The sequence below is a fragment of the Streptomyces erythrochromogenes genome (genome assembly GCF_040684695.1).
Classification (GTDB): domain Bacteria; phylum Actinomycetota; class Actinomycetes; order Streptomycetales; family Streptomycetaceae; genus Streptomyces; species Streptomyces erythrochromogenes_C.
On record NZ_JBFBGM010000026.1, the window covers coordinates 17,020 to 38,434 of the forward strand.

19 protein-coding genes are annotated in these 21,415 nt (G+C 74.6%); 7 read left to right on the top strand and 12 right to left on the bottom strand.

Annotation, left to right across the window (positions count from 1 at the left end; genetic code table 11):
* Positions 1-89 precede the first annotated feature (89 nt).
* The 5 genes from AB0O53_RS30050 to AB0O53_RS30070 form a co-directional block, all read right to left on the bottom strand.
* Positions 90-827: a carbonic anhydrase gene (locus AB0O53_RS30050; RefSeq protein ID WP_350991669.1), complete on the bottom strand. Its 738-nt coding sequence runs from the start codon at positions 825-827 to the stop codon at positions 90-92.
* Between the two features lie 55 nt (positions 828-882).
* Positions 883-2,712, bottom strand: a complete 1,830-nt coding sequence (locus AB0O53_RS30055) for an ABC transporter ATP-binding protein (RefSeq protein WP_434094361.1) — start codon at positions 2,710-2,712, stop codon at positions 883-885.
* A 123-nt stretch (positions 2,713-2,835) separates the two neighbouring features.
* Entirely contained in the window at positions 2,836-3,090 is a 255-nt protein-coding gene (locus AB0O53_RS30060; protein WP_365199841.1) for a DUF6332 family protein, read from the bottom strand.
* A gap of 119 nt (positions 3,091-3,209) precedes the next feature.
* A complete protein-coding gene (locus tag AB0O53_RS30065; protein ID WP_365199844.1) occupies positions 3,210-3,860 on the bottom strand; it encodes a DUF305 domain-containing protein in 651 nt (216 codons plus the stop codon).
* A gap of 121 nt (positions 3,861-3,981) precedes the next feature.
* Positions 3,982-4,401 carry a DUF6153 family protein gene (locus tag AB0O53_RS30070; protein ID WP_365199847.1) on the bottom strand — a complete coding sequence of 140 codons (420 nt, stop codon included), beginning with the start codon at positions 4,399-4,401 and terminating at the stop codon, positions 3,982-3,984.
* A 118-nt stretch (positions 4,402-4,519) separates the two neighbouring features.
* On the opposite strand from AB0O53_RS30070, the gene AB0O53_RS30075 reads away from it, so the two are divergent.
* The 4 genes from AB0O53_RS30075 to AB0O53_RS30090 all read left to right on the top strand — a co-directional run bounded on the left by AB0O53_RS30075 (position 4,520) and on the right by AB0O53_RS30090 (position 8,300).
* Positions 4,520-4,909, top strand: coding sequence for a hypothetical protein (locus tag AB0O53_RS30075; RefSeq protein WP_350991659.1), 390 nt, complete (start codon positions 4,520-4,522; stop codon positions 4,907-4,909).
* Positions 4,910-5,315: 406 nt separating this feature from the next.
* Positions 5,316-5,744, top strand: coding sequence for a hypothetical protein (locus AB0O53_RS30080; RefSeq protein WP_350991657.1), 429 nt, complete (start codon positions 5,316-5,318; stop codon positions 5,742-5,744).
* A gap of 127 nt (positions 5,745-5,871) precedes the next feature.
* Entirely contained in the window at positions 5,872-6,996 is a 1,125-nt protein-coding gene (locus AB0O53_RS30085; RefSeq protein WP_365199851.1) for a PLP-dependent cysteine synthase family protein, read from the top strand.
* Positions 6,993-8,300 carry an MFS transporter gene (locus AB0O53_RS30090; RefSeq protein ID WP_365199854.1) on the top strand — a complete coding sequence of 436 codons (1,308 nt, stop codon included), beginning with the start codon at positions 6,993-6,995 and terminating at the stop codon, positions 8,298-8,300. Before AB0O53_RS30085 ends, AB0O53_RS30090 begins: the two co-directional genes overlap by 4 nt.
* Before the next feature lie 33 nt (positions 8,301-8,333).
* Here the strand turns inward: AB0O53_RS30090 and AB0O53_RS30095 are convergent, their stop codons facing one another.
* Positions 8,334-10,508, bottom strand: a complete 2,175-nt coding sequence (locus tag AB0O53_RS30095; protein ID WP_350991651.1) for a tetratricopeptide repeat protein — start codon at positions 10,506-10,508, stop codon at positions 8,334-8,336.
* 145 nt (positions 10,509-10,653) lie between these two features.
* Positions 10,654-11,109, bottom strand: a complete 456-nt coding sequence (locus AB0O53_RS30100) for a hypothetical protein (protein WP_365199857.1) — start codon at positions 11,107-11,109, stop codon at positions 10,654-10,656.
* A 181-nt stretch (positions 11,110-11,290) separates the two neighbouring features.
* Between AB0O53_RS30100 and AB0O53_RS30105 the strand changes: the two genes are divergently transcribed.
* Positions 11,291-11,464 (top strand): CsbD family protein, encoded by a 174-nt coding sequence (locus AB0O53_RS30105; RefSeq protein WP_350991647.1) that lies wholly within the window; start codon positions 11,291-11,293, stop codon positions 11,462-11,464.
* Positions 11,465-11,588: 124 nt separating this feature from the next.
* Here AB0O53_RS30105 and AB0O53_RS30110 read toward each other — a convergent pair whose 3' ends face one another.
* From AB0O53_RS30110 to AB0O53_RS30120, 3 genes are read right to left on the bottom strand one after another with little or no spacing between them, the layout of a single operon-like run.
* On the bottom strand, positions 11,589-12,806 hold the full coding sequence (locus tag AB0O53_RS30110) for an NAD(P)/FAD-dependent oxidoreductase (RefSeq protein ID WP_365199860.1): 1,218 nt from the start codon (positions 12,804-12,806) through the stop codon (positions 11,589-11,591).
* Positions 12,803-14,203, bottom strand: coding sequence for an FAD-dependent oxidoreductase (locus AB0O53_RS30115; RefSeq protein ID WP_350991643.1), 1,401 nt, complete (start codon positions 14,201-14,203; stop codon positions 12,803-12,805). Before AB0O53_RS30115 ends, AB0O53_RS30110 begins: the two co-directional genes overlap by 4 nt.
* Positions 14,200-15,636: an FGGY family carbohydrate kinase gene (locus AB0O53_RS30120; RefSeq protein ID WP_365199864.1), complete on the bottom strand. Its 1,437-nt coding sequence runs from the start codon at positions 15,634-15,636 to the stop codon at positions 14,200-14,202. Before AB0O53_RS30120 ends, AB0O53_RS30115 begins: the two co-directional genes overlap by 4 nt.
* Before the next feature lie 290 nt (positions 15,637-15,926).
* Here AB0O53_RS30120 and AB0O53_RS30125 point away from each other — a divergent pair, with 290 nt between their 5' ends.
* Both AB0O53_RS30125 and AB0O53_RS30130 read left to right on the top strand, forming a co-directional pair.
* A complete protein-coding gene (locus tag AB0O53_RS30125; protein WP_350991639.1) occupies positions 15,927-16,907 on the top strand; it encodes a hypothetical protein in 981 nt (326 codons plus the stop codon).
* Positions 16,908-16,992: 85 nt separating this feature from the next.
* The gene (locus AB0O53_RS30130) at positions 16,993-18,525 is read left to right on the top strand and encodes an amino acid permease (RefSeq protein WP_350991637.1); all 1,533 of its coding nucleotides are present in this window, start codon (positions 16,993-16,995) and stop codon (positions 18,523-18,525) included.
* A gap of 58 nt (positions 18,526-18,583) precedes the next feature.
* Here AB0O53_RS30130 and AB0O53_RS30135 read toward each other — a convergent pair whose 3' ends face one another.
* Together AB0O53_RS30135 and AB0O53_RS30140 are read right to left on the bottom strand one after the other, a co-directional pair.
* Positions 18,584-19,873 carry a phosphatase PAP2 family protein gene (locus AB0O53_RS30135; protein WP_350991635.1) on the bottom strand — a complete coding sequence of 430 codons (1,290 nt, stop codon included), beginning with the start codon at positions 19,871-19,873 and terminating at the stop codon, positions 18,584-18,586.
* 233 nt (positions 19,874-20,106) lie between these two features.
* Entirely contained in the window at positions 20,107-21,150 is a 1,044-nt protein-coding gene (locus AB0O53_RS30140; protein WP_350991633.1) for a hypothetical protein, read from the bottom strand.
* Positions 21,151-21,415: the final 265 nt, after the last annotated feature.

Below are 21,415 nucleotides of genomic sequence, written 5' to 3' on the forward strand. Positions count from 1 at the left end.
GAAAGCGGACCCGGCGGGCAACAACCACCCGGACGTGCGGCTTCGTGCGCACGGGGCTGACGAACGGGGTTTCGTACGCCGGCGTGCGCTCAGCGCACCAGGCGCACGCGCTGGCTCGTCAGTTCGTACCGGGCCCCCACGACGGCGAGCGACCCGGCGGCGATCCCCGCGGCCATCTCGGGCTCCGCGGCCAGCCGCCCGCGCACCAGCCGGACGTTCGCGGTGATCGCGGCGTCGGTCCGCGCGGGCCCGCGCAGCCCGCGGTCGATGGCGGGGCGGATCTGGTCGACCAGGTACTGCATGTGGCCCGGGAGCGGAGGGCCGCCCTCGGCGGCCCGCACGGCCGCGGCGACGGCCCCGCACGACTGGTGGCCCAGGATGACGACGAGCGGGATGCGCAGTTCCAGGACCCCGTAGGCGATGCTCCCGAGGACCGCCTCGTCCAGGACCTCGCCGGCCGAGCGCACGGTCAGCAGGTCGCCGAGGCCCTGGTCGAAGACCAGCTCCGGCGGTACCCGGGAGTCGACGCAGCCGAGGACGACGGCGAACGGGTGCTGGCCGGCGACCAGCGTGCGCCGCACGGTCCGCGTCTGGTCGGGGTGGCGCTCGTGGTAGGTCCGCCAGCGCCCGTTCCCCGCCACCAGCTCGCGCAGCGCCGACTCCGGTGTGGTGGGCCGCGATCCGGACCCGCCCCCGGGTGGGGCCGCCATGGGCACGTGGGCGGAACCGGCCACCAGCCCGGCCCCCACGGCGGCCACGCCCGTCAGTACCGCCCGGGCCAGCCGACGCCGCCCCGGAACCTCTTGGCCTTCAGCTTCGACGCTCACATCGGGACAAACTATTCATTTTCGACCCTCCTGCTCCGCAGGACACGGCCTCGGCTCAGTTCAGCCCGGAACGCGCGCGGGTGACGGTGTCCGCGGCGATGCCCGCGGCGGCGGCCGCGGCGGTCTCGTCCAGGAAGCCGCCCGACTGGTGCTTCCACAGCTTCGCGTAGGCGCCTTCGGTGGCGAGGAGCTCCTGGTGCGAGCCCTGCTCCACGATCCGGCCGCGGTCGAGGACGACGAGCTGGTCCATGGTGGCCACCGTGCTCAGCCGGTGCGCCACCACGAGGGCCGTCCGGCCCTCCATCAGCCGCCACAGTGCCTCCTGGACGAGGATCTCGCTCTCCGAGTCCAGGGCGCTGGTCGCCTCGTCGAGCAGCAGGATCGGCGCGTCGCGCAGGATGGCCCGGGCGAGGGCGACCCGCTGGCGCTGCCCGCCGGACAGTTTGACGCCGCGTTCGCCGACCATGGTGTCGAATCCGTCCGGCAGTGCGTCGGCGAACTCCGTGACGTGCGCCGCCTCGGCCGCGCGGCGGATCTCGGCCTCGGTGGCGCCCGGCCGGGCGAACGCGATGTTCTCCCGCAGGGTGCGGTGGAACATCGCCGGGTCCTGGGGCACGTAGGCGAGCCGGCTGCGCAGGTCCGCCTGCCGCAGCCGGCTGATGTCCTGGCCCCCGATCATGATCCGGCCGCCGTCCACGTCGGTCATCCGCAGCAGCAGCCGGGTGAGCGTGGTCTTGCCGCCGCCTGAGCGGCCGACGAGACCGGTCTTCGACCCGCTGGGGACCTCCAGGTCCAGCCCCTCGAAGAGCGGCTTCGCTCCGCCGTGGGAGAAGTTCACCCGTTCGAACCGGACCTCGGCGCTCTCGGACCGCAGCGGCTCCGGAGTCTGCGGGTCGAGCACCGTGGGCGGCTGCAGCAGCAGTTCGGTGAACTGCGCGGCCTCCGTCATCGAGCTCTCCAGCCGGCGGTAGATCTGGTTGAACTCGAACATGATGCGGGTCGCGTTGGCGTAGTAGGTGAAGGTGACGATGATCGCCTCCACTCCGTGCTCGCCGGCGCCGAGGGCGACGGCGAGCAGCAGGCCCAGCACGTTCGTCAGGACGGACAGGGGTGCGACCAGCGTGTCGATGCGCAGGTTGCCGTAGTCCCACGAACGGAGCGTCAGCCGGCGCGACTGCGCCACACGGGACCGGTGTTCGGCGGCCTCGCGGTCCTCGGCGGCGAACGCCCGGACCGTGTCCATGTTCATCAGGCTGTCCGCGACGTGACCGGAGACCCGGGCGATCGCCTCCTCGCGCTGGGCGACGAGCGCCTGGCGGCGGCGGATGAGGGGGGTGACGCAGAAGGCCGTCAGGGCGATCAGCGTCAGGAGGCCGACGACGAGCAGCGGCTCGTACTGCCACAGCACCACGGACGCGAAGAGCAGCGGAACGAAGCTGCCCATGACCGAGAAGGTCAGCGTGTCGACGAACTCCTCGAAGCGGGAGGCGAAGCTCAGGACCCGCTTGGTCAGCGAGCCGGCGAAGTTGTCGTGGAAGAACGCCGCGTCCTTCGCGAACAGCTCGTCCATGCCGACGACGTAGAGGTGCTCGATGCCCCGGGCGTCGAGGCGGTTGAGGCAGTGCAGCCCGATCCGCCACAGCGTCTCCGCGAGCAGCAGGACCCCGGCGAAGCCGAGGACGTAGGGCAGCATCGCGTCGATTCCGGCCGAGCCGCCGTCGGCGACCCGGCCGACGAGCTTGGCGACGATCAGCGGCGCGAGGTAGAAGATGCCGATGTTGCCCAGCGCCGGGAGCAGCATGGCCGGAGCGGTCAGCCGGCGCAGCCGCGCCAGCTCCCGTCCGTAGTAGCGAAGTGCGAGGAGGACCGAGCCCCTGCTCGGCATGCTTTCGGGCGATGTTGGTGAACCCATCCCAAACCCTGTGTTGTCGGACCAGCAGGACAGGAGTCGGAGTGTCCCGTACGGGAGGTGGGACGGTCCACGCGTTTTCCGGCCGCGGACGGGCCGTCAGCGGCCCCTGCGGCGCTGCTCGTCGAACCGCATCAGCACCCGTACCAGGCGCCACACTCCGGCCAGTCCCGCGAGCAGCCCGCCCGCCGTCAGCACGGCCTTCTCCGCCGCCCCGGAGAGGCCGACGGCCAGGACGAGGGCGAAGGCGACGGCGAAGACCGCCGCGGCCAGCACGGCGGCGGTCACCAGGGCGAAGATGATCTCCACCGTCATTGCGTCCTTCTCCCACCGCGACTCGCGCCCCATGTCCATGGGGCAAGTCTCACATCACGGTCAAGCCGTCGTCCCCGCGGCCGACATGGGCCTCAGGACCGGCCGCGGGCCGGGGCGGGGTGTGCGTGAGCGGCCCCGCCCCGGCCCGCAGGGGACGGTCAGCTCTTGCCGAGGAGCTTGTTCATCTGCGCGATCTCGGCGGACTGGGAGGTGACGATCGCCTCGGCCATCGCCTTGGCCGCGGGGAAGGCGCCCTGCGCCTGCTCGGTCTTCGCCATCGCCACCGCGCCCTCGTGGTGCTCGACCATCAGCTCCATGAAGGCGGTGTCGAACGCCGCGCCCGAGGCGTTCTTCAGCCGGTCCATCTGTTCCGCGGTCATCATTCCGGCCGTGCCGTGCGCGGAGTGGTCCATGGCGCCCTCGGCGGGCACCTGCTCACCCCAGGCGGCCAGCCATCCGGACAGGGTCCTGATCTCGGGGTCCTGCGCCTTCCTGATGTCCTCGGCGAGCTTCTTCACCTCCGCGGACCGGGCGCGGGAGGGGGCCAGATCGGCCATCTCCACGGCCTGGCGGTGGTGGGGGATCATCCCCTTGGCGAAGGCGGCGTCGGCCGCGTTGTGCTGCCCCCCGGCGGTCGGGGCCTGGGCCCCGGCCGATGCGGTGGCCGACGGGGACGCCGGGGCGGACGCGGCGCCGTGGCCGTCGTGCTCCGCCGTGCCCTCGCCGCCGCAGGCGGCGAGGACGACGGAGGCCGCGCCGGCCGCGACGAGGGCGGCGGCGCGACGGAAGAGGGAACGCTTGGCTGTCATGGTGGTGCTGCTCCTTCGTCCGCAGCCCGGTTCCGGGCGTGCGGGAAGAACGGATGAAGAGGGGCCCGGAGCACGGCCGTTCGCCCGGCGGATGCCGGGTGGACGGGCCGCGCGGGCGGCTCTAGATCCGCAGCAGCTGTAGTTCGGCCAGATCGGGCGGGGCCCGGGCGGCGGCCACGGCCACCGGTTCGGCGGCGGCCCACGAGGACACGCCGGGCAGGCCCACGAGCGCCTCGGCGAGTGCGGGCGGCGCGTACCCGGAGGCGACACCGGCCGCGGCGCAGGTGGCGTCGGCGTGCTCGGCATGGCCCGAACCGCCGGCGGGGTGCGAGCAGTCCTCGCCGGCCTGTTCGGCGGCGGGAGCGCCGTGCTCCCCGGCCGCCGCGTGGTGGGCGCCACCTGCCGCGGCGGCGGCCGCCACCGGGGCCGGGCCGAGGGCGTGCATGCCGAGGATCCCGGTCAGCACCGCCAGTACCAGCGCCAGCAGCGCCGCACCGCGCGCCCAGGGGCGGCGGTTCGTCGGGCGGCGGGTACGGATCACAGGATCATCGTACGGCCCCCGGGTACGGATCCCGCGCGCCGGCAAGGCCGTACCGCTTTCGAGCCATTCGCCCGGGCGGGCCTGCCGCCGGCCGCGGACGGGTGTCTAGGATCGCGACGTGATCACCGCTCGGTCGTCCTCCGGCGTGCCGCGGATCCGGGGGAACCGGAATCCGCTGGTGCTCCTTTGGCTGGCCCTGCTGCTCGTCGGCGTGCTCGACGCGCACGGGATCGCGGCGGGCAGCGGCTACGGGCACCACGCCTCCCCCGCTTCCGTGACCGCCGCGTCCGCGCAGACCCTCCTGGCCGGCGCGGACGGATCCACGCATCCGGCCGAGCACTGCATGCCGGGGCGCTCCGACCGCGGTACGGCTCCCGGCAGCCACCCGCAGATGGTCGCCGGACCCGCCACGCCGGCCCTGCGGACGGACGCTCCCCCCGCGCCGGGCACGGTCCCGCGGACGTACGGCGCCCCGCCGCCACCCGCACACGGAGTGCTCCGCATCTAGGCCGTCTCTGTCGGATCTTGCCGGGCCCGCGCTGCCCGGCACCGCACCTCGCTGCGTTGTCGGGGCTCCCGAGTACGCCCAGTACACGAGGAGCTCCTCCGCCTTGCGATGCTTCCCCTCGGCCCTGCGGGCCTGGGGAGACCCCATGGCACCGGACAACGCGGGCTCGGCCGACAAGATCCGAAAGAGACGGCCTAGGGGTGTCCGGCCTCGGCGGCGACCCGGCCGAACCTTGGGCCACGCGGCGGATGCCGTTCACCCTTCCCGGGCATGCGCGGGTCGCGCCGCCCGGGCCCCGCCGGCGTCCGCGGAACACTCCGCCCGACCCGCGCCGCCGTCCGCCCGCCTGCCCGTACCGGGCCTCCCCGTCCCCGCCCACGGTCCGAAGCACCTCCACGGAGGAGCCGTGTCGTTCCACCCCTCCGCCGCCGCGCGCCGCGCGTGCGCCGTCGTAAGGCCGCTCCTGACGCCCGCCGCGCTCCTCGTGCTGTCCGCGTTCGTCGCGGCCCTCATCGGCTGCCTGGTCCACGACGGTCAGCCGTCCCCGCGCCAGGCCCTCGCCGGGTCCGCCCCGGCCCACCACCACCAGCCCTCCGCCCAGGGCTCTCCCGGAGTCCCCCACCCCGACGACCCCTGCGTCCTGCACCTCGCGCCCCGCGGCGTCCAGGACCTCGCGCCGCAGCGCCCGGCCGCGTTCCCGGTGCTCTTCGCGCTGCTCCTCGCGGTGCTCGCCGCCGCGCCGCCGGGCCCGGTGCGGCGCCGGGCCGCCACCTCTCCCGAGATAGCGCCCGCGGGACGCAGAACCAGGACCCGCGTCTGCTGCTGGCGGATCTAGCAGCCGTTCGTGCGGCCTTCCCGAAGGCCGCCGTCCGCCGTCGCCGCGTACGGGCCCGCGCCCTCCCGCGCCGGCGGCGGACGAGACGTGCACGGAAACATCCGTCTACGAACGAGAGCAGAGGAAGATGTCCTCTCCGTCCACACGGACCACCCCGCCCGCCCGCGGCGCCGCCCTGTCCGGGCTCGTCGGCAACACCCCGCTCCTGCGCGTGTCCGAACCCTTCGCCCCCGAGGGCCACGGCTTCTGGGCGAAGCTGGAGGGCTTCAACCCCGGTGGCATCAAGGACCGGCCGGGACTGCACATGGTCGAGCGGGCCCGCGCCCGCGGCGACCTGCTGCCCGGCGCCCGGATCATCGAGTCCACGAGCGGCACCCTGGGCCTGGGGCTCGCCCTGGCAGGCATGGTCCACGGGCATCCGGTCACGCTGGTCACCGACCCGGGCCTGGAGCCGTCCATGACGAAACTGCTGACCGCCTACGGCGCCCGGGTCAACGTCGTGGCCGAACCCCACCCCGCCGGCGGGTGGCAGGAGGCCCGCCGCGAACGGGTGCGGCAGCTGATGGCCCGGCATCCCGGATCCTGGTGCCCCGACCAGTACAACAACCCCGACAACACCGGCGCCTACACGCCGCTCGCCCTGGAACTCGCCACCGGACTGGGCCACATCGACGTCCTGGTGTGCAGCGTGGGCACCGGCGGGCACTCCGCGGGCGTCTCCCGCGTACTGCGGCAGCTCTACCCGCAGCTGGAGCTGGTCGGCGTGGACACCATCGGCTCGACGATCTTCGGCCAGCCCGCCCGGCCCCGCCTGATGCGCGGGCTGGGATCGAGCATCTACCCCCGCAACGTCGCCTACGGAAACTTCGGCGAGGTGCACTGGGTGGCACCGTCCGAAGCGGTCTGGGCCTGCCGGCAGCTCGCCGGCTCGCACTACGCCACCGGCGGCTGGAGCGTCGGCGCCGTCGCCCTCGTCGCCGGCTGGCTGGCCCGGACCCGGCCGGCGGACACCCGTATCGCCGCGGTCTTCCCCGACGGGCCCCAGCGGTACCTCGGCACCGTCTACGACGACGACTACTGCGCGGCCCACGGGCTGCTGGACGGCCCGCCGGCCGCCGAACCGGAGGTCGTCGGACGGGTCGACGAGAAGGAGGTCACCCGCTGGACCCGGTGCGCCGCCGTCGTCGACCCGCTGTCCCCCGACGAGCGGGCCGCCGGGTCCCCGGAGCGGGTGCAGGAGACCGCCCGGTGAAGGGCACCCTGGCGCAGTTCCGCTCCTACGACCCGAGCGTACGGCTGCTGATGGTGAACCAGTTCACCATCAACCTCGGCTTCTACATGCTGATGCCGTACCTCGCCGCCCACCTGTCCGGCTCCCTGGGACTGGCCGGCTGGCTCGTCGGACTGGTCCTCGGCGTCCGCAACTTCAGCCAGCAGGGCATGTTCCTGGTCGGTGGCACCCTCGCCGACCGGCTCGGCTACAAGCCCATGATCATCGCGGGCCTGGTGCTGCGCGTCGTCGGCTTCGCCGCCCTCGGACTCGTCGACTCCGTGCCCGCCCTGCTGGCGGCGTCGGCCGCCACCGGGCTGGCGGGGGCCCTGTTCAACCCGGCGACCCGGGCCTACCTGGCCGCCGACGCCGGGGACCGCCGGGTGGAGGCGTTCGCCCTGTTCAACGTCTTCTACCAGGCCGGCATCCTGCTCGGACCGCTCGTGGGGATGGTCCTCACCGGGGCGGGGTTCCGCGTCACCTGCCTGACGGCGGCCGGGATCTTCGCCGTGCTGAGCCTCGTACAGATCCGCAGCCTGCCCGCCCGGCGGCCGGCGGACGGGGCTGACCCGCAGCCGGGCGGCGCGCGCGAGACGGTGCGGGCGCAGTGGCGGGGCATCCTCGCCAACCGGCCGTTCCTGCTCTTCGCGGCCGCGATGACCGGCTCGTACGTGCTGACCTTCCAGGTGTACCTGGCGCTGCCGCTGGAGGTCCGGCGCCTCGGCGGCGACGGGGCCTTCGCGGGGGCGGCGACGGCCGTCCTGTTCGCCGTGTCGGGGCTGAGCACCGTCCTGTTCCAGACGAGGGTGACCGCCTGGTGCAAGACGCGCAGAGCGCCGGGCCGGGCTCCGGCGTGGGGGCTGCTGGTGATGGGCGGCGCGTTCGTGCCGCTGCTCCTGGCGGCGGCCGTACCGGTGCCGGACGCAGGGCCGGGGCGGTGGCTGCTCGCCGCCGGGCCGCCGACGCTGGCGGCGCTGCTGCTCGCCGTCGGCACGACGATCGCCTACCCGTTCGAGATGGACACCATCGTCCGGCTCTCCGGGGACCGGCTCGTCGCGACGCACTACGGGCTCTACAACACGGTCTGCGGGATCGGCATCACCCTGGGCAACCTGCTCACCGGTGCGGCCCTCGACGCGGCCCGGGCCTCGGGTGCGCCGGCGCTGCCGTGGCTGTCCCTGGCCGCCCTGGGAGTCCTGTGCGCCGCCGCGGTCGGGTGGCTGCACCGCAGCGGGCGGCTCGCGGATCCGGTCCCTGCCGGGCGGACGGAACCGGCCGCGGCCTGACCGGCCCCTCCCCCGGCGCGGGCGGTACGCGGGTCACGCCCCGTGCCGCCCGGCCGGCGGGAGGCCGGCCAGCAGCTCCCGGGCCAGGCGCAGGTGGCGGTGGCCCGGCTCCAGCACGGTCCGGGCGTCGCCGAGGGTCCGGGTCAGTAGGGCGCGGGCCTGCTCGGAGCGGTCCGAGAAGGCCAGGGCGCGGGCCCACTCCAGGCGGGCGTAGATCGTGTGCGGATGGTCGGGGCCCATGACCCGGGTACGGTCGGCCACCAGCGCCTCCCAGGCGGCCGCGGCTTCGGCGGTCCGGCCCGCCCGGGCCGCGAGGGCGGCGAGGCTGCTGCGGACCGCGAGGGTGTGCGGGTCGCCGGGGCCGAGGCAGCGTTCGGCGTCGGCCAGCAGTTCGGTCAACCGCGCCTCGGTGCGGGCCGGTTCGTCGGCGCGGTACCAGATCAGGCTGCGCCGGGTGGCCAGCACCTGCGGGTCGTCGGGGCCCTGGACCCGCAGCCGGTCGGCGAGTAGCCGGGCCAGCTGCCGGGCCGCCTCGGCCGGGGCACCCGACTCTCCGGTGAAGTAGGCCAGTTCGTGCCGGGCGGCCAGGGTGTCGGGGTGGTCGGCTCCGAGGACGGTGGCGGCCTGGGCCGCCAGGGCGGCGAACCGGCCGGCGGCGGCGTGCGGGTTGCCGGCCTCGCCGGTGAAGAAGGCCAGCTGGTGGCGGGCGGCCAGGGTGTCCGGATGGGCGGGGCCCAGCCGGTCCTCGCGCCGCCGGGTGATCCCGGCGAGGTCGGCGGCGGCCCGGCGCGGGCGCCCCGCGTCCCCGACCGTGAGGGCGAACAGGAAGTCGGCGCCGGGGGCTCCGCCCAGCCGGGCCCGGGTCAGCGCCTCGGCCGCCCGCCCCGGCCGCCCTTCCTGGTGGGCCAGCAGGCCCATGTCGTAGGCCTCCGTCGGGGTGACCCGCGCGACGAGGGCCTGCCACAGGTGCTCGGGCACCGGGGGCAGGCCGGGCGCGCCCAGGAGGTAGTCGAAGGCCGTGTACCCCTGGGTGTAGTTGCCGATCAGCAGGCCGCTGGTGGCGTAGACCGCCGTGCAGGCCCAGTTCATCGCGTCGTCGAAGGGCTCCGGCTGGAGGTCCCCGCCGCCGCGTGCCTCCAGGTAGGGGCGGTGCAGTTCGCGCAGCCGGTCGCGGCTCACCGGGCTGCGCAGCCCGGCCCGCCGGCAGTCCACGGCGGCCGCGACCACGGCCGCGCCGCGCGGATTGGTTCCGGGGGTCCAGGCGTTGTGCCAGGCCGCGAGCAACTCCGGTCCGGCGGCGAGGACTTCCGCGATGCCGAAGCGGTCCCCCGCCCGCAGGGCCGCCCTGATGCGCGGGTCATGTCCGTGGGCCGCGGCCCGCCGGCGTTCCTCGGGCGACCAGTGCCGGGCCAGCCGTACCACCTCCGCCTGCCGGAGCACGTCCCGCTGGGTGCGCCAGGCGTCGCGGTCGGAGCCCGTCAGCCGGCCCTCCTCGCGGGCGTCGAAGCGCCGGAACTCCTGGGTGCGCATGGTCGCCACCACCACCCGGCGTCCCGGCGCCGGCGCCGCCAGGGCGGCGAGCATCGCGGTCGTGAGCCCGCCCGCGCCGAGGAACTCCTCCAGGTCGTCGAGCCACAGCACGGCCCGCCGCCGCGTGCCGGCCACGCGCAGCGCCAAGGGGAGCGCGGACCTGCCCAGGGGGCGGACGAAGGCGTGCCGGGGGAAGAGGGCGCGGGCCGTCTCGTGCGCCAGCCGGGACTTGCCGGCGGTGGACTCCCCCACCAGCAGGACGAATCCGGCCCGGCCGAGCGCCTCGCGCAGTTGGGGTTCCACGTCGCGGCGGATGTACGCGGGGGGCGCGGCCGGGGTTCGGCTCCCGTCGGCGGAGTGTCCGTCCGCGTGGTGGGCCCCGGCCGGCTCGGGGCGGTCCACCTGCCGCAGGGTGGGGATGCGGCCCCCCGCGGTGCGCAGCAGCGCGTCCGCTCCGGCTGCGGCGCCGTCTCCGCCCGCCGGAGTGGCGCGTTGCGGCTGGAGCCGCTCGGCGGCCAGCCCGGAGAAGGTGGTGACGGCGGCGCCGATCCCGGTGGCCCACGCCCCGCTGGTCCACAGCGAGGCCAGGGCCAGGGCCGCCGCGCCGAGACCGACCGCCCCCACGTAGACCGGCCAGCCGCGCACGCGGCCGTTCTCCCGTACGAGCAACACCGGCATGCCGCCCCCCACACGTCCGTGGCCGGCCCCCATTTTCACCCGTGCGGGTGAATTCGGAACCCGGGGTGGCGCGGTGGTCGCTCCGTCTGACCGGATGTCAGCGGTCGGGTGGCGCCAGGGCGCCCGTGGGAGCGGCGGTCCGGGGTCAGCCCTCCTCGACGAGCACGGTGATGTTCCGGTTGCGGATGAGGACCCGGTCGACTTCTTCGCCGATCGCGAACTCGCCCGCCACGTCGGTGGGGGTGACGACCTGGGCGACCATCCCGTTCGGCGCCACCTCGTTCAGCTGCAGATGGAGTTCTCCGGGGACCGGGACGAACGGCGGTGACGCACGTTCCAGTTCGAGAGCGAAGCCGGGGGTGCGGCACAGGGACGTACCCCGCACGGTGACCGTGCGCCCGCCCCCGGCGCTCCGGTGGGCCGTCGCCGTGAAGTCCTCGGCGCCTGCCGCGCAGCCGAATCCGTTCTCGTGTCCGGACATGTCTTCTCCCGTCGATCGTTCGGTGGTCGGCCGATCAGGGGCCGCCGTCAGGCCGGCCGCAGTCGTCACCCCGTACACCGGGTGGTCGAGCACGTCGGTGAACGCGTCCGGATCCGCCACGGTGACACCCGCCCTCTCGGCCCCTCACCACCCCGTGTCCCGAGCCCCATGGTCCCACCGTGCGTCCGGGTGGTCACTTCGGTCCCACAGGGATCGGCGGGTCCGCGTTTGCCGCCGGGGATCGTGGTCAGAAGCGGGGTGTACGACGCATCCGTACCCGATCTCCAGGGAGTGATCAGTCGTGTCCGACAAGGAGAAGAGCCGGGCCAAGGCCGAGCAGGTCAAGGGCAAGCTCAAGGAGACCGCGGGCCGCGCGGTGGGCAACGAGCGCCTGACCGCCGAGGGCCGCGCCGAGAAGACCAAGGGCAACGCCCGGCAGGCCAAGGAGAAGATGAAGGACGTCTTCAAGGGCTGACCCCCGCGACCCCTCCGACGCTCGGCGCCCCGGTGCGCCGGTGCCCCGCCGTGCGCACGGCCGCCGACCGGTCCTCCGGTCGGCGGCCGCCGCCGTGTTCGGACACCGTGTTCGGACGCCGTGTTCAGGCCAGGGCCACCACGACCGGGCCGCCGGCGGGGTCCACGCGGGCCGTCCAGTGGGGCGGAAGGCGCAGGGAGCGGGACGGGGAGGCGACGAGGGGGAACCTGCGCCGCCACAGCGGGCGGCCGTCCTGGGTCACGGTCACGACGGGCGCGGTCACCGCTTCCGCGGAGCGCAGCAGCAGCGGCCGCCGGGCGGTGCCCGTGATCCGGTTCGGCGTCATCCACACGAGCGGGGCGCGGACCTGTACGGGCGGGCCGGACTCCGGCCAGGGGGCGCCCGCGAGGTGGGCGAGTACGGGGGCGGCCGCGGCGGCGCCCTCCGCGGCCGCGGTGGCCGCGCGCTCGATCCCGTGGAGGGCGTTGCCGACGGCGAAGACGCCCGGCAGTGCCGTACGGAAGGAGTCGTCCACGCGGGGGCCGCGGGTCCCGGGGTCCAGGGGGACGCCGCCGCGGCGGGCCAGTTCGTGGTCGGGGATCCAGTCGCCGGTGAAGACCACCGTGTCGCAGGCGATCAGGCCCGTGCGGCCGTCCCGGTGGTGGATCGTCACGCCGGTCAGGCGGTCCCGGCCGCGCAGTTCGCCGACGGTCGTCCCCGTGAGCAGCGCGATCCCCGGTACGGCGGTGCCGCGCGGGTGCTCGGTGAGCATCGCCGCCACGTCCGTGCCCGCCTGCCGGAGCGTGGCCGCGGCGTGCCGGGCCACGGGCTCGGCGCCGACCACCACGGCCCGCCGGCCGACGGGCAGTCCGTGGGCGTGGACCGCCTGGAACAGTTCCCCGGTGGTCAGCACCCCTTGCGGGCGTGAGCCGGGGACCAGCCGGGCGCTGCGCGGGCGTTCCCTGGCTCCGGTGGCGAGGACGACGGCCCGGGCCGTGATCCGTTCCAGGCCCGCCGGGCCGGTGGTCTCCAGGCGGAGCGGTCCGGCCCAGCCGGTGGCGGTGATGCCGGTACGGAGCACGGCGCCGGCGGCGAGCGCCGCCCGTACCGAGCGCCGTGCGTACGCGGGGCCCCGCAGCCGGGGCGGCGCCGGCCGGCCGAAGCCGCCGTGGTGGAGGTGGCGCGGCATGCCGCCCGGTTCCTGGTCGCGCTCCAGGACCTGGACGCGGCCGGCTCCCGCCCGGGCGAGGCGTGCGGCGAGGGCCAGTCCGGCGGGGCCGGCGCCGACGACCAGGACGTCGGCCCGCACGTCGGTACGGCCGGCGTCGTCCGTACGGTTCACCGGCGGGCCTCCTCGAACAGGGCGCGGACGGCGGCACCGCAGTGGAAGCCCTGGCAGCGGCCGCCGCGGGCGCGGGTGCGCCGCCGCAGACCGTCCGGAGAGGCGGGCGGTACGGTCGCGGCGAGCGCGTCGCGGATCTCCCCGCGGGTGACGCGCTCGCAGTGGCAGACGATCCGGCCGTACTCCGGGTCCGCCGCGATCATCGCCGCGTCGCGGTACGGGCGGGGGAAGGCCTCGCCGAGGTTCGGCATGCGCACCGGTTCGAGTGCGCGGGCGCCCGTCACGGGCAGTCCGGCCTCGGCGAGCAGTTCCACCACGTGGGCGGCGATCCCCATCGAGGCGGTCAGGCCCGTGGAGCGGATGCCGCCCACGCTCACGTAGTGCTGGGCCGGATGGGCGCGGATCGCGTAGTCCTCCTGTCCGGTGGCCGCGCGCAGGCCGGCGTACACGGCGGTGACCTCCTCGTCGAGGAGCGCCGGCAGGATCCGCCGGCCCTTCTCCCGCAGCAGCGCGAGTCCTTCGGCGGTCGAGCCGGTGGCCGTCTTGTCGTCCAGGTCCTCGGCGGTCGGGCCGAGCATCACGTTCCCGTACACGGTCGGCGTGACGAGCACTCCCTTGCCGCGGGCGTCGGGCACCGGCAGCAGGATGTGGCGTACGAGGCCGCGGGCGAGCTCGTCGAAGACGATGAGCTGGCCGCGGCGGGGGGTGACGGTGAAGTCCGTGTGGCCCAGGAGCCGGTCGATCTCGTCGGCGTACAGGCCCGCCGCGTTGACCAGGTACCGGGTGCGCAGCGGGCCCCGGCCGGTGGCGAGGGTGTGCGGTTCGCCCGGAGCGACGTCCTGCACGGGGCAGTTGAGGTGGAGGTCGACTCCGGCGCGCACGGCCTGGGTGGCGTAGGCGAGGGTGGTCGTCCAGGGGCAGACGAGGGATTCGTCCGGTACGTGGAGGGCGCCGAGCACGCCGGGGCCGAGCTCCGGTTCGCGGGCCCGTACCTCGCCCGCCGGGAGGATGCGGGCGGCGCGGTAGCCGTTGCGCACCGCCTTGTCGGCGAGGCCGGGCAGGGCGGCGAGCTGCTCCTCGTTCCAGGCCACGAGCAGGGCTCCGACCGGTTCCACCGGGATGCCGCTGTCGGCGGCGTACGCGGCGAGCAGCCGCTGCCCGTCGCGGACGAGCCGGGACTCCAGGGAGCCGGGCACGGCGTCGAAACCGGTGTGCAGGATGGCGGTGTTGGCCTTGGAGGTGCCGTTGCCGACGTCGTCGGCCGCGTCGACCAGGGCGATCCGCAAGGGGAGGCGGGCCAGTTCGCGGGCGATGGCCGAGCCCACCACGCCGGCGCCGACGACCGTCACGTCGTACGGGTCGCCGCCCGGGAGCGGGCCGCGCCGGGTCAGGGTCATGCCGGGCCGTCGAGCAGGGCGGACACCGCCGTACGGAACCGCGCGCGGCGTTCGGCGGCGGGCCCGGCGCCGGCTTTCGGCTCGTAGACGGCGGACGGCTTCCACTCCGGTACGGCCTCGTGCGCGGCGAGGGAGGGGTCGAGGCCGAGGCGGGCGACGGCTGCGACGCCGAGGGCCGTGGCGTCCGGGAGCGCGGAGACCTCGACGGGGATCTGGAGCAGGTCGGCCTGCGCCTGCATGAGCAGGGCGGACCGGGTGAGTCCGCCGTCGACGCGCAGGGTGGCGAGCGGCGCGCCGAGATCGGCGGCGACGGCGTCGGCGAGCTCGGCGACCTGTGCGGCGATGCCGTCGCAGAGGGCGTGGACGAGGTGTCCGGCGGTGGTGTCGAGGCCGAGTCCGGTGACGGAGCCGCGCAGGTCGCCCCGCCACCACGGGGCGGCGAGCCCGGCGAGGGCGGGGACGAAGGTGACGCCGCCGGCGTCGGGGGCGGTCCCGCCCACGGTGTCGAGGTCCCGGGCGCCGGAGATCACGCCGAGGTCGGTGAGCCAGCGGACAGCGGACGCGGCCGTGTAGACCTGGCCGTCCAGGCAGTAGCTGGTCTCTCCGGCGAGCCGCCAGGCGACGCAGCCGACGAGTCCGGTGGTGCTGCGGCGGGGGCGCGGGCCGCTCTGCGCGAGGAGGAACGCGCCCGTGCCGTAGGTGCACTTGGCGGTTCCGGGCTCGGTGACGCGCTGGGCGAGGAGTGCGGCCTGCTGGTCGACGAGCAGGCCCGTCAGCGGGATCGGGGGCCCGAAGGCGGTGGTGGTGCCGACGCGGGTGTCCGCGTCGACGACCTCGGGGAGCGGTTCGCCGGTGAGGCCGAAGGCGTCGAGGGCCTCCGGGGACCAGTCGACGGTGTCGAGGTCGAGGAGCTGGGTGCGGCCGGCGGTGGCCGCGTCGGTGACGAAGGCGCCGGTGAGCCGGTGCACCAGCCAGGCGTCGCTGGTCGTCACGACGCCCTGCCGGGTGAGGTGGCGACGTATCCAGGCCATCTTGGGCGCGGCGAAATACGGGTCGAGGGGCAGCCCGGTCCGGTCGCGCAACGCCTGCGCGTGCGGGGCCAGTTCGGCGCAGAGCTGCTCGGCGCGGCGGTCCTGCCAGACGATCGCTGCGGTCAGCGGTTCACCGCTCGCCGGGTCCCAGGCGAGGACGGTCTCGCCCTGGTTGGCCAGGCCCACCGCGACGACCGGTTCACCGGCCGCGGCCAGGGCGGCGCGCCCCGCGTCGACGACGGAATCCAGCAGCTCGCGGGGGTCGACCTCCACGCGGCCGCCCGGCAGGTACCGGGGCCGTACGGGGGCGGATGCGGAGCCGATGACTCCTCGTACGGGGCAGACGACGAGGGCCTTGGTTCCCGAGGTGCCCTGGTCGACAGCGAGCACCGGGCCCGTCATCACCGCTCCGTCCCTGGTGTCGGCATGCGCGATCGTCTCCGGGAAGCCTTCACCAGCGGACGCCGCCCCGTCAAGATCCATCTGCGCGGGCGGGAGGCCTGCTGACGCGAATTCACATCTTGTATGTGGCTTGATACTTGCATTCGAAAAAGTTTCATGACTCGAACGCTCATAGTCACTCTATAGTGATCGCCGATCACCAGGCGCGAAGGCCATGCGATGCGAGGACCGATGACCACGACCACCGCAAGACGCGCCCGTCCCGACGACCCGTCGACCGGGGCGAGGTGATGGCGGGCGGCGACTTCCGGCCCGTCTACCACCCCGCCGGCCACGACAACGACCTGCGGGTGGCCGTGCAGGACCTGCGCACCGGACGCTGGCTGGCGATGGCCCACTTACTGGACCGGACGGACGGCTGGGGACTGTGGACCCAGCGCACCCAGGTGCTCGCCGCGGTCGCCGCCGGATCCGACGTGGTCCAGGCGTGGCGCTCCGAGGAACCGCGCAGCGTCGCCGCGTCCGTCATGCACACCCGGGTGGTCGTCGAGCGCGCCGTCCGCGCCCACCGGGCGCGCCACCCCCGTACGCGCGAGCTGTGGCAGGAGGCGTGGGCGGCCTGCCGCGACACCGCCGAGATCAGCCCCGCCGACCCCGTGCCCTGGGTCTGCCTGCTCGCGCTGGCCCTCCTCGACGAGCACCGTTCGATGGACGAGCACCGGCAGGCGCCGCCCGCCCTGATGCTGCCCCGCGGCCCCTGGGGCATCCTCGCCCAGGTCGACAAGCGCGACCCGCACAACCGCGAGGCGTACCACCGGATGCTCCAGTTCGTGTGCGCGGGCACGCCCGGCCCCCTGACCGAGGCCGCCAACTTCGTGCACTGGGCGTACGGTTCGGCCCCGCCCGAGTCCGCCGTCCATCTGCTGCCGCTCTACCTGAGCATCGAGCGCTACCGCCGCGAGCGCGGCCAGGAGAAGGCGCTCGACCTCCACTGGGTCGCTGAGGACGCCGTCCGCGACGCCGGGCACGCCCTGGACACCTGGTTCCGCCACAGCGACCTGCGCCGCGCCTCCCAGCTCGACCTGAACCACCTGGCGCACGCGCTGTGGGGAGCCCACCTGTTCGGCGCGGCGGCGCAGGTCTTCGACGCGATCGACCGGTACTGGACCACCCTGCCGTGGGCCTACCGGACCCGCGACCCGGCCGACCAGGAACTGGCCATGGAGGTCTTCCTGCGGGCCCGTGCCCGCAGCCTCACGGCCCGGAACTGACCGCGCGGGCCCCCGCCCCGCGCCGTCCCCACCGGTTTCCCCCCGCCCCACCCCCGCTCGCCCCGACCCCCGGAGGTAGTCCCCCATGTCCCGAACCGCGCCGACCGTCCGCCCGGACAGCAAGGCCCCGCCCCGGCGGGACGAGGAGGAACGGCTCAGGGAGCTCGGCTACCAGCCCGTCCTCGCCCGCCGGATGGGCGGCTTCGGCAACTTCGCCATCAGCTTCTCGGTCATCTCCGTCCTGTCCGGCTGCATGACCCTCTACGGCTTCGGCCTGGGCACCGGCGGTCCGGCCGTGATGCTGTGGGGCTGGGCCGGCGTCGGCCTGTTCGTGCTCTGCGTCGGTCTCGCCCTGGCCGAGGTGACGAGCGCCTACCCCACCTCGGGAGCGCTCTACTACATGGCCGACCGGCTGGGCGGGCGGCGCTGGGGCTGGTACACCGGCTGGCTGAACCTGCTCGGCCTGCTCGGCGCCATCGCCGGCATCGACTACGGCGCCGCGCTGTTCACCGGCGCCTTCCTCAACCTCCAGTACGGCGTCGAGCCCACCCCCGGCCTGACGTTCGTGATCTTCCTGTGCATCCTGCTGCTGCACGCCACGCTCAACCTCTTCGGCGTCCGCCTCGTCAGCGTGCTGAACTCGGTCAGCGTCTGGTGGCACCTGGGCGGCGTCGCCCTGATCGTGGGCGCCCTGGCATTCATACCCGACCAGCACCAGTCGCCCTCGTTCGTCTTCACCGAGTTCGTCAACGACACCGGCTGGGCCAACCCGTTCTACGTGGCGGCGGTCGGCCTGCTGCTCGCCCAGTACACCTTCTCCGGGTACGACGCCTCCGCGCACCTGTCGGAGGAGACCTCCAACGCCTCCGTCTCCGCCGCCAAGGGCATCGTGCGGGCCATCTGGGTCTCCTGGATCGCCGGCTTCGCGCTGCTGGCGGGCCTGACCTTCGCCATCCAGGACTACGCGGCCGTCCAGGGCACCGCCACCGGCGTCCCGCCCGCGCAGATCTTCATCGACGCGCTGGGTTCCGGCGGCGCCACGGCCCTGCTCCTCGTCGTCATCGTGGCGCAGCTCTTCTGCGGCAACGCCGAGGTGGCCGCCGCGAGCCGGATGGTCTTCGCCTTCAGCCGCGACAACGCGCTCCCCGGCTCCGCGCTGTGGCGCAAGGTGAGCAGCCGTACGCAGACGCCGGTCCCGGCCGTGTGGCTGTCGGTCGCCGTCGCGGCCGTGCTGGCGCTCCCGTCGCTCTACTCCGCCACCGCCTACGGGGCCGTGACCGCCATCAACGTCATCGGCATCACCCCGGCCTACGCGATCCCGATCTACCTGCGGCTGCGCGCCGGGAACCGGTTCCAGCCCGGCCCGTGGAGCCTGGGGCGCTGGAGCAAGCCGATCGGCTGGATCGCGGTGGTGTGGGTGGCCGTCGTCACCGTGCTGTTCTGCCTGCCGCAGAAGTCGCCGGTGACCATCGACTCGATGAACTACGCGGTGATCGCCCTGGCGGTGGTGCTGGTCCTGGCCAGCGCGTGGTGGTACGCGGCCCGGCGCTCGTACGGGACCCCTTCGGCGTACGGCAACGCCCGCGAGCAGGCCGAGATCGCCGAGGGCATCGTCTGACCCGGCCGTCCGGCCGTCCGCGCGCGCCCCACCGCACCGGGGCGCGCGCGGTGTCGTCTCAGACCAGTTCGGGCTGCTGTTCGCGGCGCTGCTGCGGCACCTGCACCGCCGCCGCCTCGGCCAGGCGGTCCCAGCGCCCGGTGACCCGGACGTAGCCGTAGATCACCGAGACCATCGACAGGACGACCAGCGGCCCGAACACCCACGGGTACGCCGCCATCTCCATCGACAGGTAGCGGTAGGACAGCAGGAGCCCGACGAAGACCGCGGTGCCGTAGGCGACCAGCTGGATCCCCTTGCGGTCCCGCCCGTGGTCGAGGGTGCGCAGCCCGGCGTCGATGGTGAGCGTGAACACGACACCGGCGACGATGTCCGCGCCGTAGTGGTAGCCGAATCCCAGCGTCGCGCCGAGCGTCGCGATCAGCCAGAACGTTCCTGCCCAGCGCAGGGCCCGCGGGGCCTTGCGGGAATGGATGAAGATCGCGGTGGCCCATGCGGTGTGCAGGCTCGGCATGCAATTGCGCGGGGTGAACTCGTCGAACGGCATCGGCAGCGGGGTGGTGACCGGCGGCGGCGTGTTCGGCCAGAGCTCGGCCAGCGCCCACTGGCCCCCGTCGGCGCCGTACGCGAAGATCGGCCCGACCACCGGGAAGAACATGTAGATGCCCGGCCCGAGCAGGCCGATGGCCAGGAAGGTGCGCACCAGGTGGTGGCGCGGGAAGCGGCGCTCGACCGCCACCTTGCGCAGCTGGTACAGCGCGACGACGACCGCCATCACGGCGAGCTGGATGTAGACGAACTCCAGGACGCGGAAGCCGACGACCCCGGTGGCCTCGACGATCCGGCCCGCCACCCACGAGGGGTTGCCCAGCGCCTGGTCGGCGGTGGCCACGTACTGGTCGAGCACCGTCGGGCGGGTCTTCGACGTGATCAGCAGCCAGGTGTAGCCGGTCTTGCGGCCGGCGACCAGCAGCAGGGCCAGTCCGACGCCCTGCAGCAGCAGGATCCGTTCACGGCCGGTGCGCCGCGTGAGCGCGATGACGGCGCAGGCCAGGGTGACCAGCAGGGCACCGTTGCCGTACATCATCTCGGCGCCGGCCATCCAGCGCACGAGCCAGAAGACGAGGTCGATGCCGACCGCGGCGCCGATCGCGATGAACCGCTGCCGCCAGGTGAGCACCACCAGCATCAGGGCCATGCTGGCGTAGAGCACCGTGCCCGACTTGGGGGCGAACACCACCTCCCGCGCCTGGTCGGTGATCGGCCCGCGCACGCCGTAGCCCCGCGCGGTGATCTCCAGTGCGACGAGGAATCCGAGGGCCACCGCACTGACCGCGGCCCACAGCACGACGCTCGGGCGACGCCATGCGGCGGACTCGGCCCCGCCGCCCTTTTGCGAAATCGCTCGCTTTACCTCAGATATCAATTTTTCAGCCGATGTTCATATGTCAACCCTGACCATTGTTCGCTCGAACATGTTAGCGGAGCTGGTGGGCCGGTTCGGAAATGTAGTGAAGGCCACAGCGGCGGTGAATCCGGGGACTGCGGGGCGCACCGGCCGGAATGCCGAATTCCCCACCCTCAGCAGAGGCTGTCCCAGGAGTGGAGGGCGTCCAGGGCGGCGGAGCGGGTGGCCGGCTCGGCGACGGCCCCGGGCGCCGGCGTGAGCAGGTAGTCCGCGACGGGGGTGAGCAGGAGCGAGGTGCCGGGGCTCGGGCTGAGCAGACGGGCCTCGCCCCAGGTGTGGCGGATGACGGTCCGGCGGAGCAGGGCACCGTGCCGGGTCGCGGCCCGGCGGGCACCGGGCGGAGCCCCGGCGCGGCGGCGGTGTTCGGCGGCCAGGTGGGGGGCGAGGGCGCCGCGGACGGCGGCGAGCGGGCCCAGCGGGACGTACTCGGCGGCGTGGTCGAGGAGGCCCGCCGCCTCCGGGGCCAGCCGGTAGGCGGCGAGGACGGCGGCCGCCTCGGCGGCCTCGAAGGGCCCGCCCGTGAGCGCGGAGACGTCGAGGAGGGCGAGGGGGCCGGGCGGCCGGGCCGGTCCGCCGATGCGGGCCTCGGCCAGGGCGATGAGGCACTCCACGTGGTCGTCGGCGACCAGGTACGGCCGGACGGGCACGCCCCGGCCGTCGCCCGGCAGGGCGGCGGTGGAGAGGTGGACGCGGTACCAGGGGTCGACGAGCGGGTCCTGCGCGGGCCACTGGAGCGTGACGGCGGTGTGGTGGGGACGCTCGCCGAGCAGGGAGACGCCGATGTGCTCCACCGGGTGGTCGGTGACCAGGCGGACCACGGCCTGCCACAGGGCCGCCTCGTCGGGGGCGACCAGGTCGAGGGTCTCCAGCGGACGGAGCAGACCGGCCGGGTAGTACCCGGCGAGCGGCAGGCCCCCGATGGCCCGCACCCCCGTGGAACGGGCCAGGTCGGCGGCGAGGCGCGCGTACCGGTCGACCCGCTCGCGGGCCCGGCCGAGCTCGGCCCGGGCCGGCTCGCCCATCCGGACTCCGTCGCGCTCCAGGGCGGAGAGCACCAGATGGGGCAGATGGCGGCAGGCCCGGGCTCGGTGCAGGAGTTCCGCCGGCCCGGCGGCGGGGTCGGTGCCGAGCAATCTGTACAGCAATGAGGTGTTCACGGACGTCCGCCTCCGAATGTATGGTCGGGCCCGGCGCCACCGGCGGCCGAGGGGGGCGGGCGCGGTGCCCGGACGGTCTCCGGCGTGCCCGCGGCACGGAGCGATTCTGTACCGCAAGGTTCAACACCTGATCACCACAGGCTCAACGGACTCTCGACACCGGGTGCGACGCTGTGGTTAAAAAGGTGACACAAATCGAGACATGGGCGCCGAGCGGGGGCGGGCACCGTGTTCTGGGGCTGGGGGCAGAACTTGGGCGAACTCC

Bases quoted from the DNA above. Each gene is read 5' to 3' on its own strand.
- AB0O53_RS30125 (WP_350991639.1), top strand. From the start codon at position 15,927: ATGGCGGGCGGCGACTTCCGGCCCGTCTACCACCCCGCCGGCCACGAC.
- AB0O53_RS30130 (WP_350991637.1), top strand. From the start codon at position 16,993: ATGTCCCGAACCGCGCCGACCGTCCGCCCGGACAGCAAGGCCCCGCCC.
- AB0O53_RS30095 (WP_350991651.1), bottom strand. From the start codon at position 10,508: ATGCCGGTGTTGCTCGTACGGGAGAACGGCCGCGTGCGCGGCTGGCCG.
- AB0O53_RS30120 (WP_365199864.1), bottom strand. From the start codon at position 15,636: ATGACGGGCCCGGTGCTCGCTGTCGACCAGGGCACCTCGGGAACCAAG.
- AB0O53_RS30085 (WP_365199851.1), top strand. From the start codon at position 5,872: ATGTCCTCTCCGTCCACACGGACCACCCCGCCCGCCCGCGGCGCCGCC.
- AB0O53_RS30065 (WP_365199844.1), bottom strand. From the start codon at position 3,860: ATGACAGCCAAGCGTTCCCTCTTCCGTCGCGCCGCCGCCCTCGTCGCG.
- AB0O53_RS30060 (WP_365199841.1), bottom strand. From the start codon at position 3,090: ATGGACATGGGGCGCGAGTCGCGGTGGGAGAAGGACGCAATGACGGTG.
- AB0O53_RS30115 (WP_350991643.1), bottom strand. From the start codon at position 14,203: ATGACCCTGACCCGGCGCGGCCCGCTCCCGGGCGGCGACCCGTACGAC.
- AB0O53_RS30055 (WP_434094361.1), bottom strand. From the start codon at position 2,712: ATGCCGAGCAGGGGCTCGGTCCTCCTCGCACTTCGCTACTACGGACGG.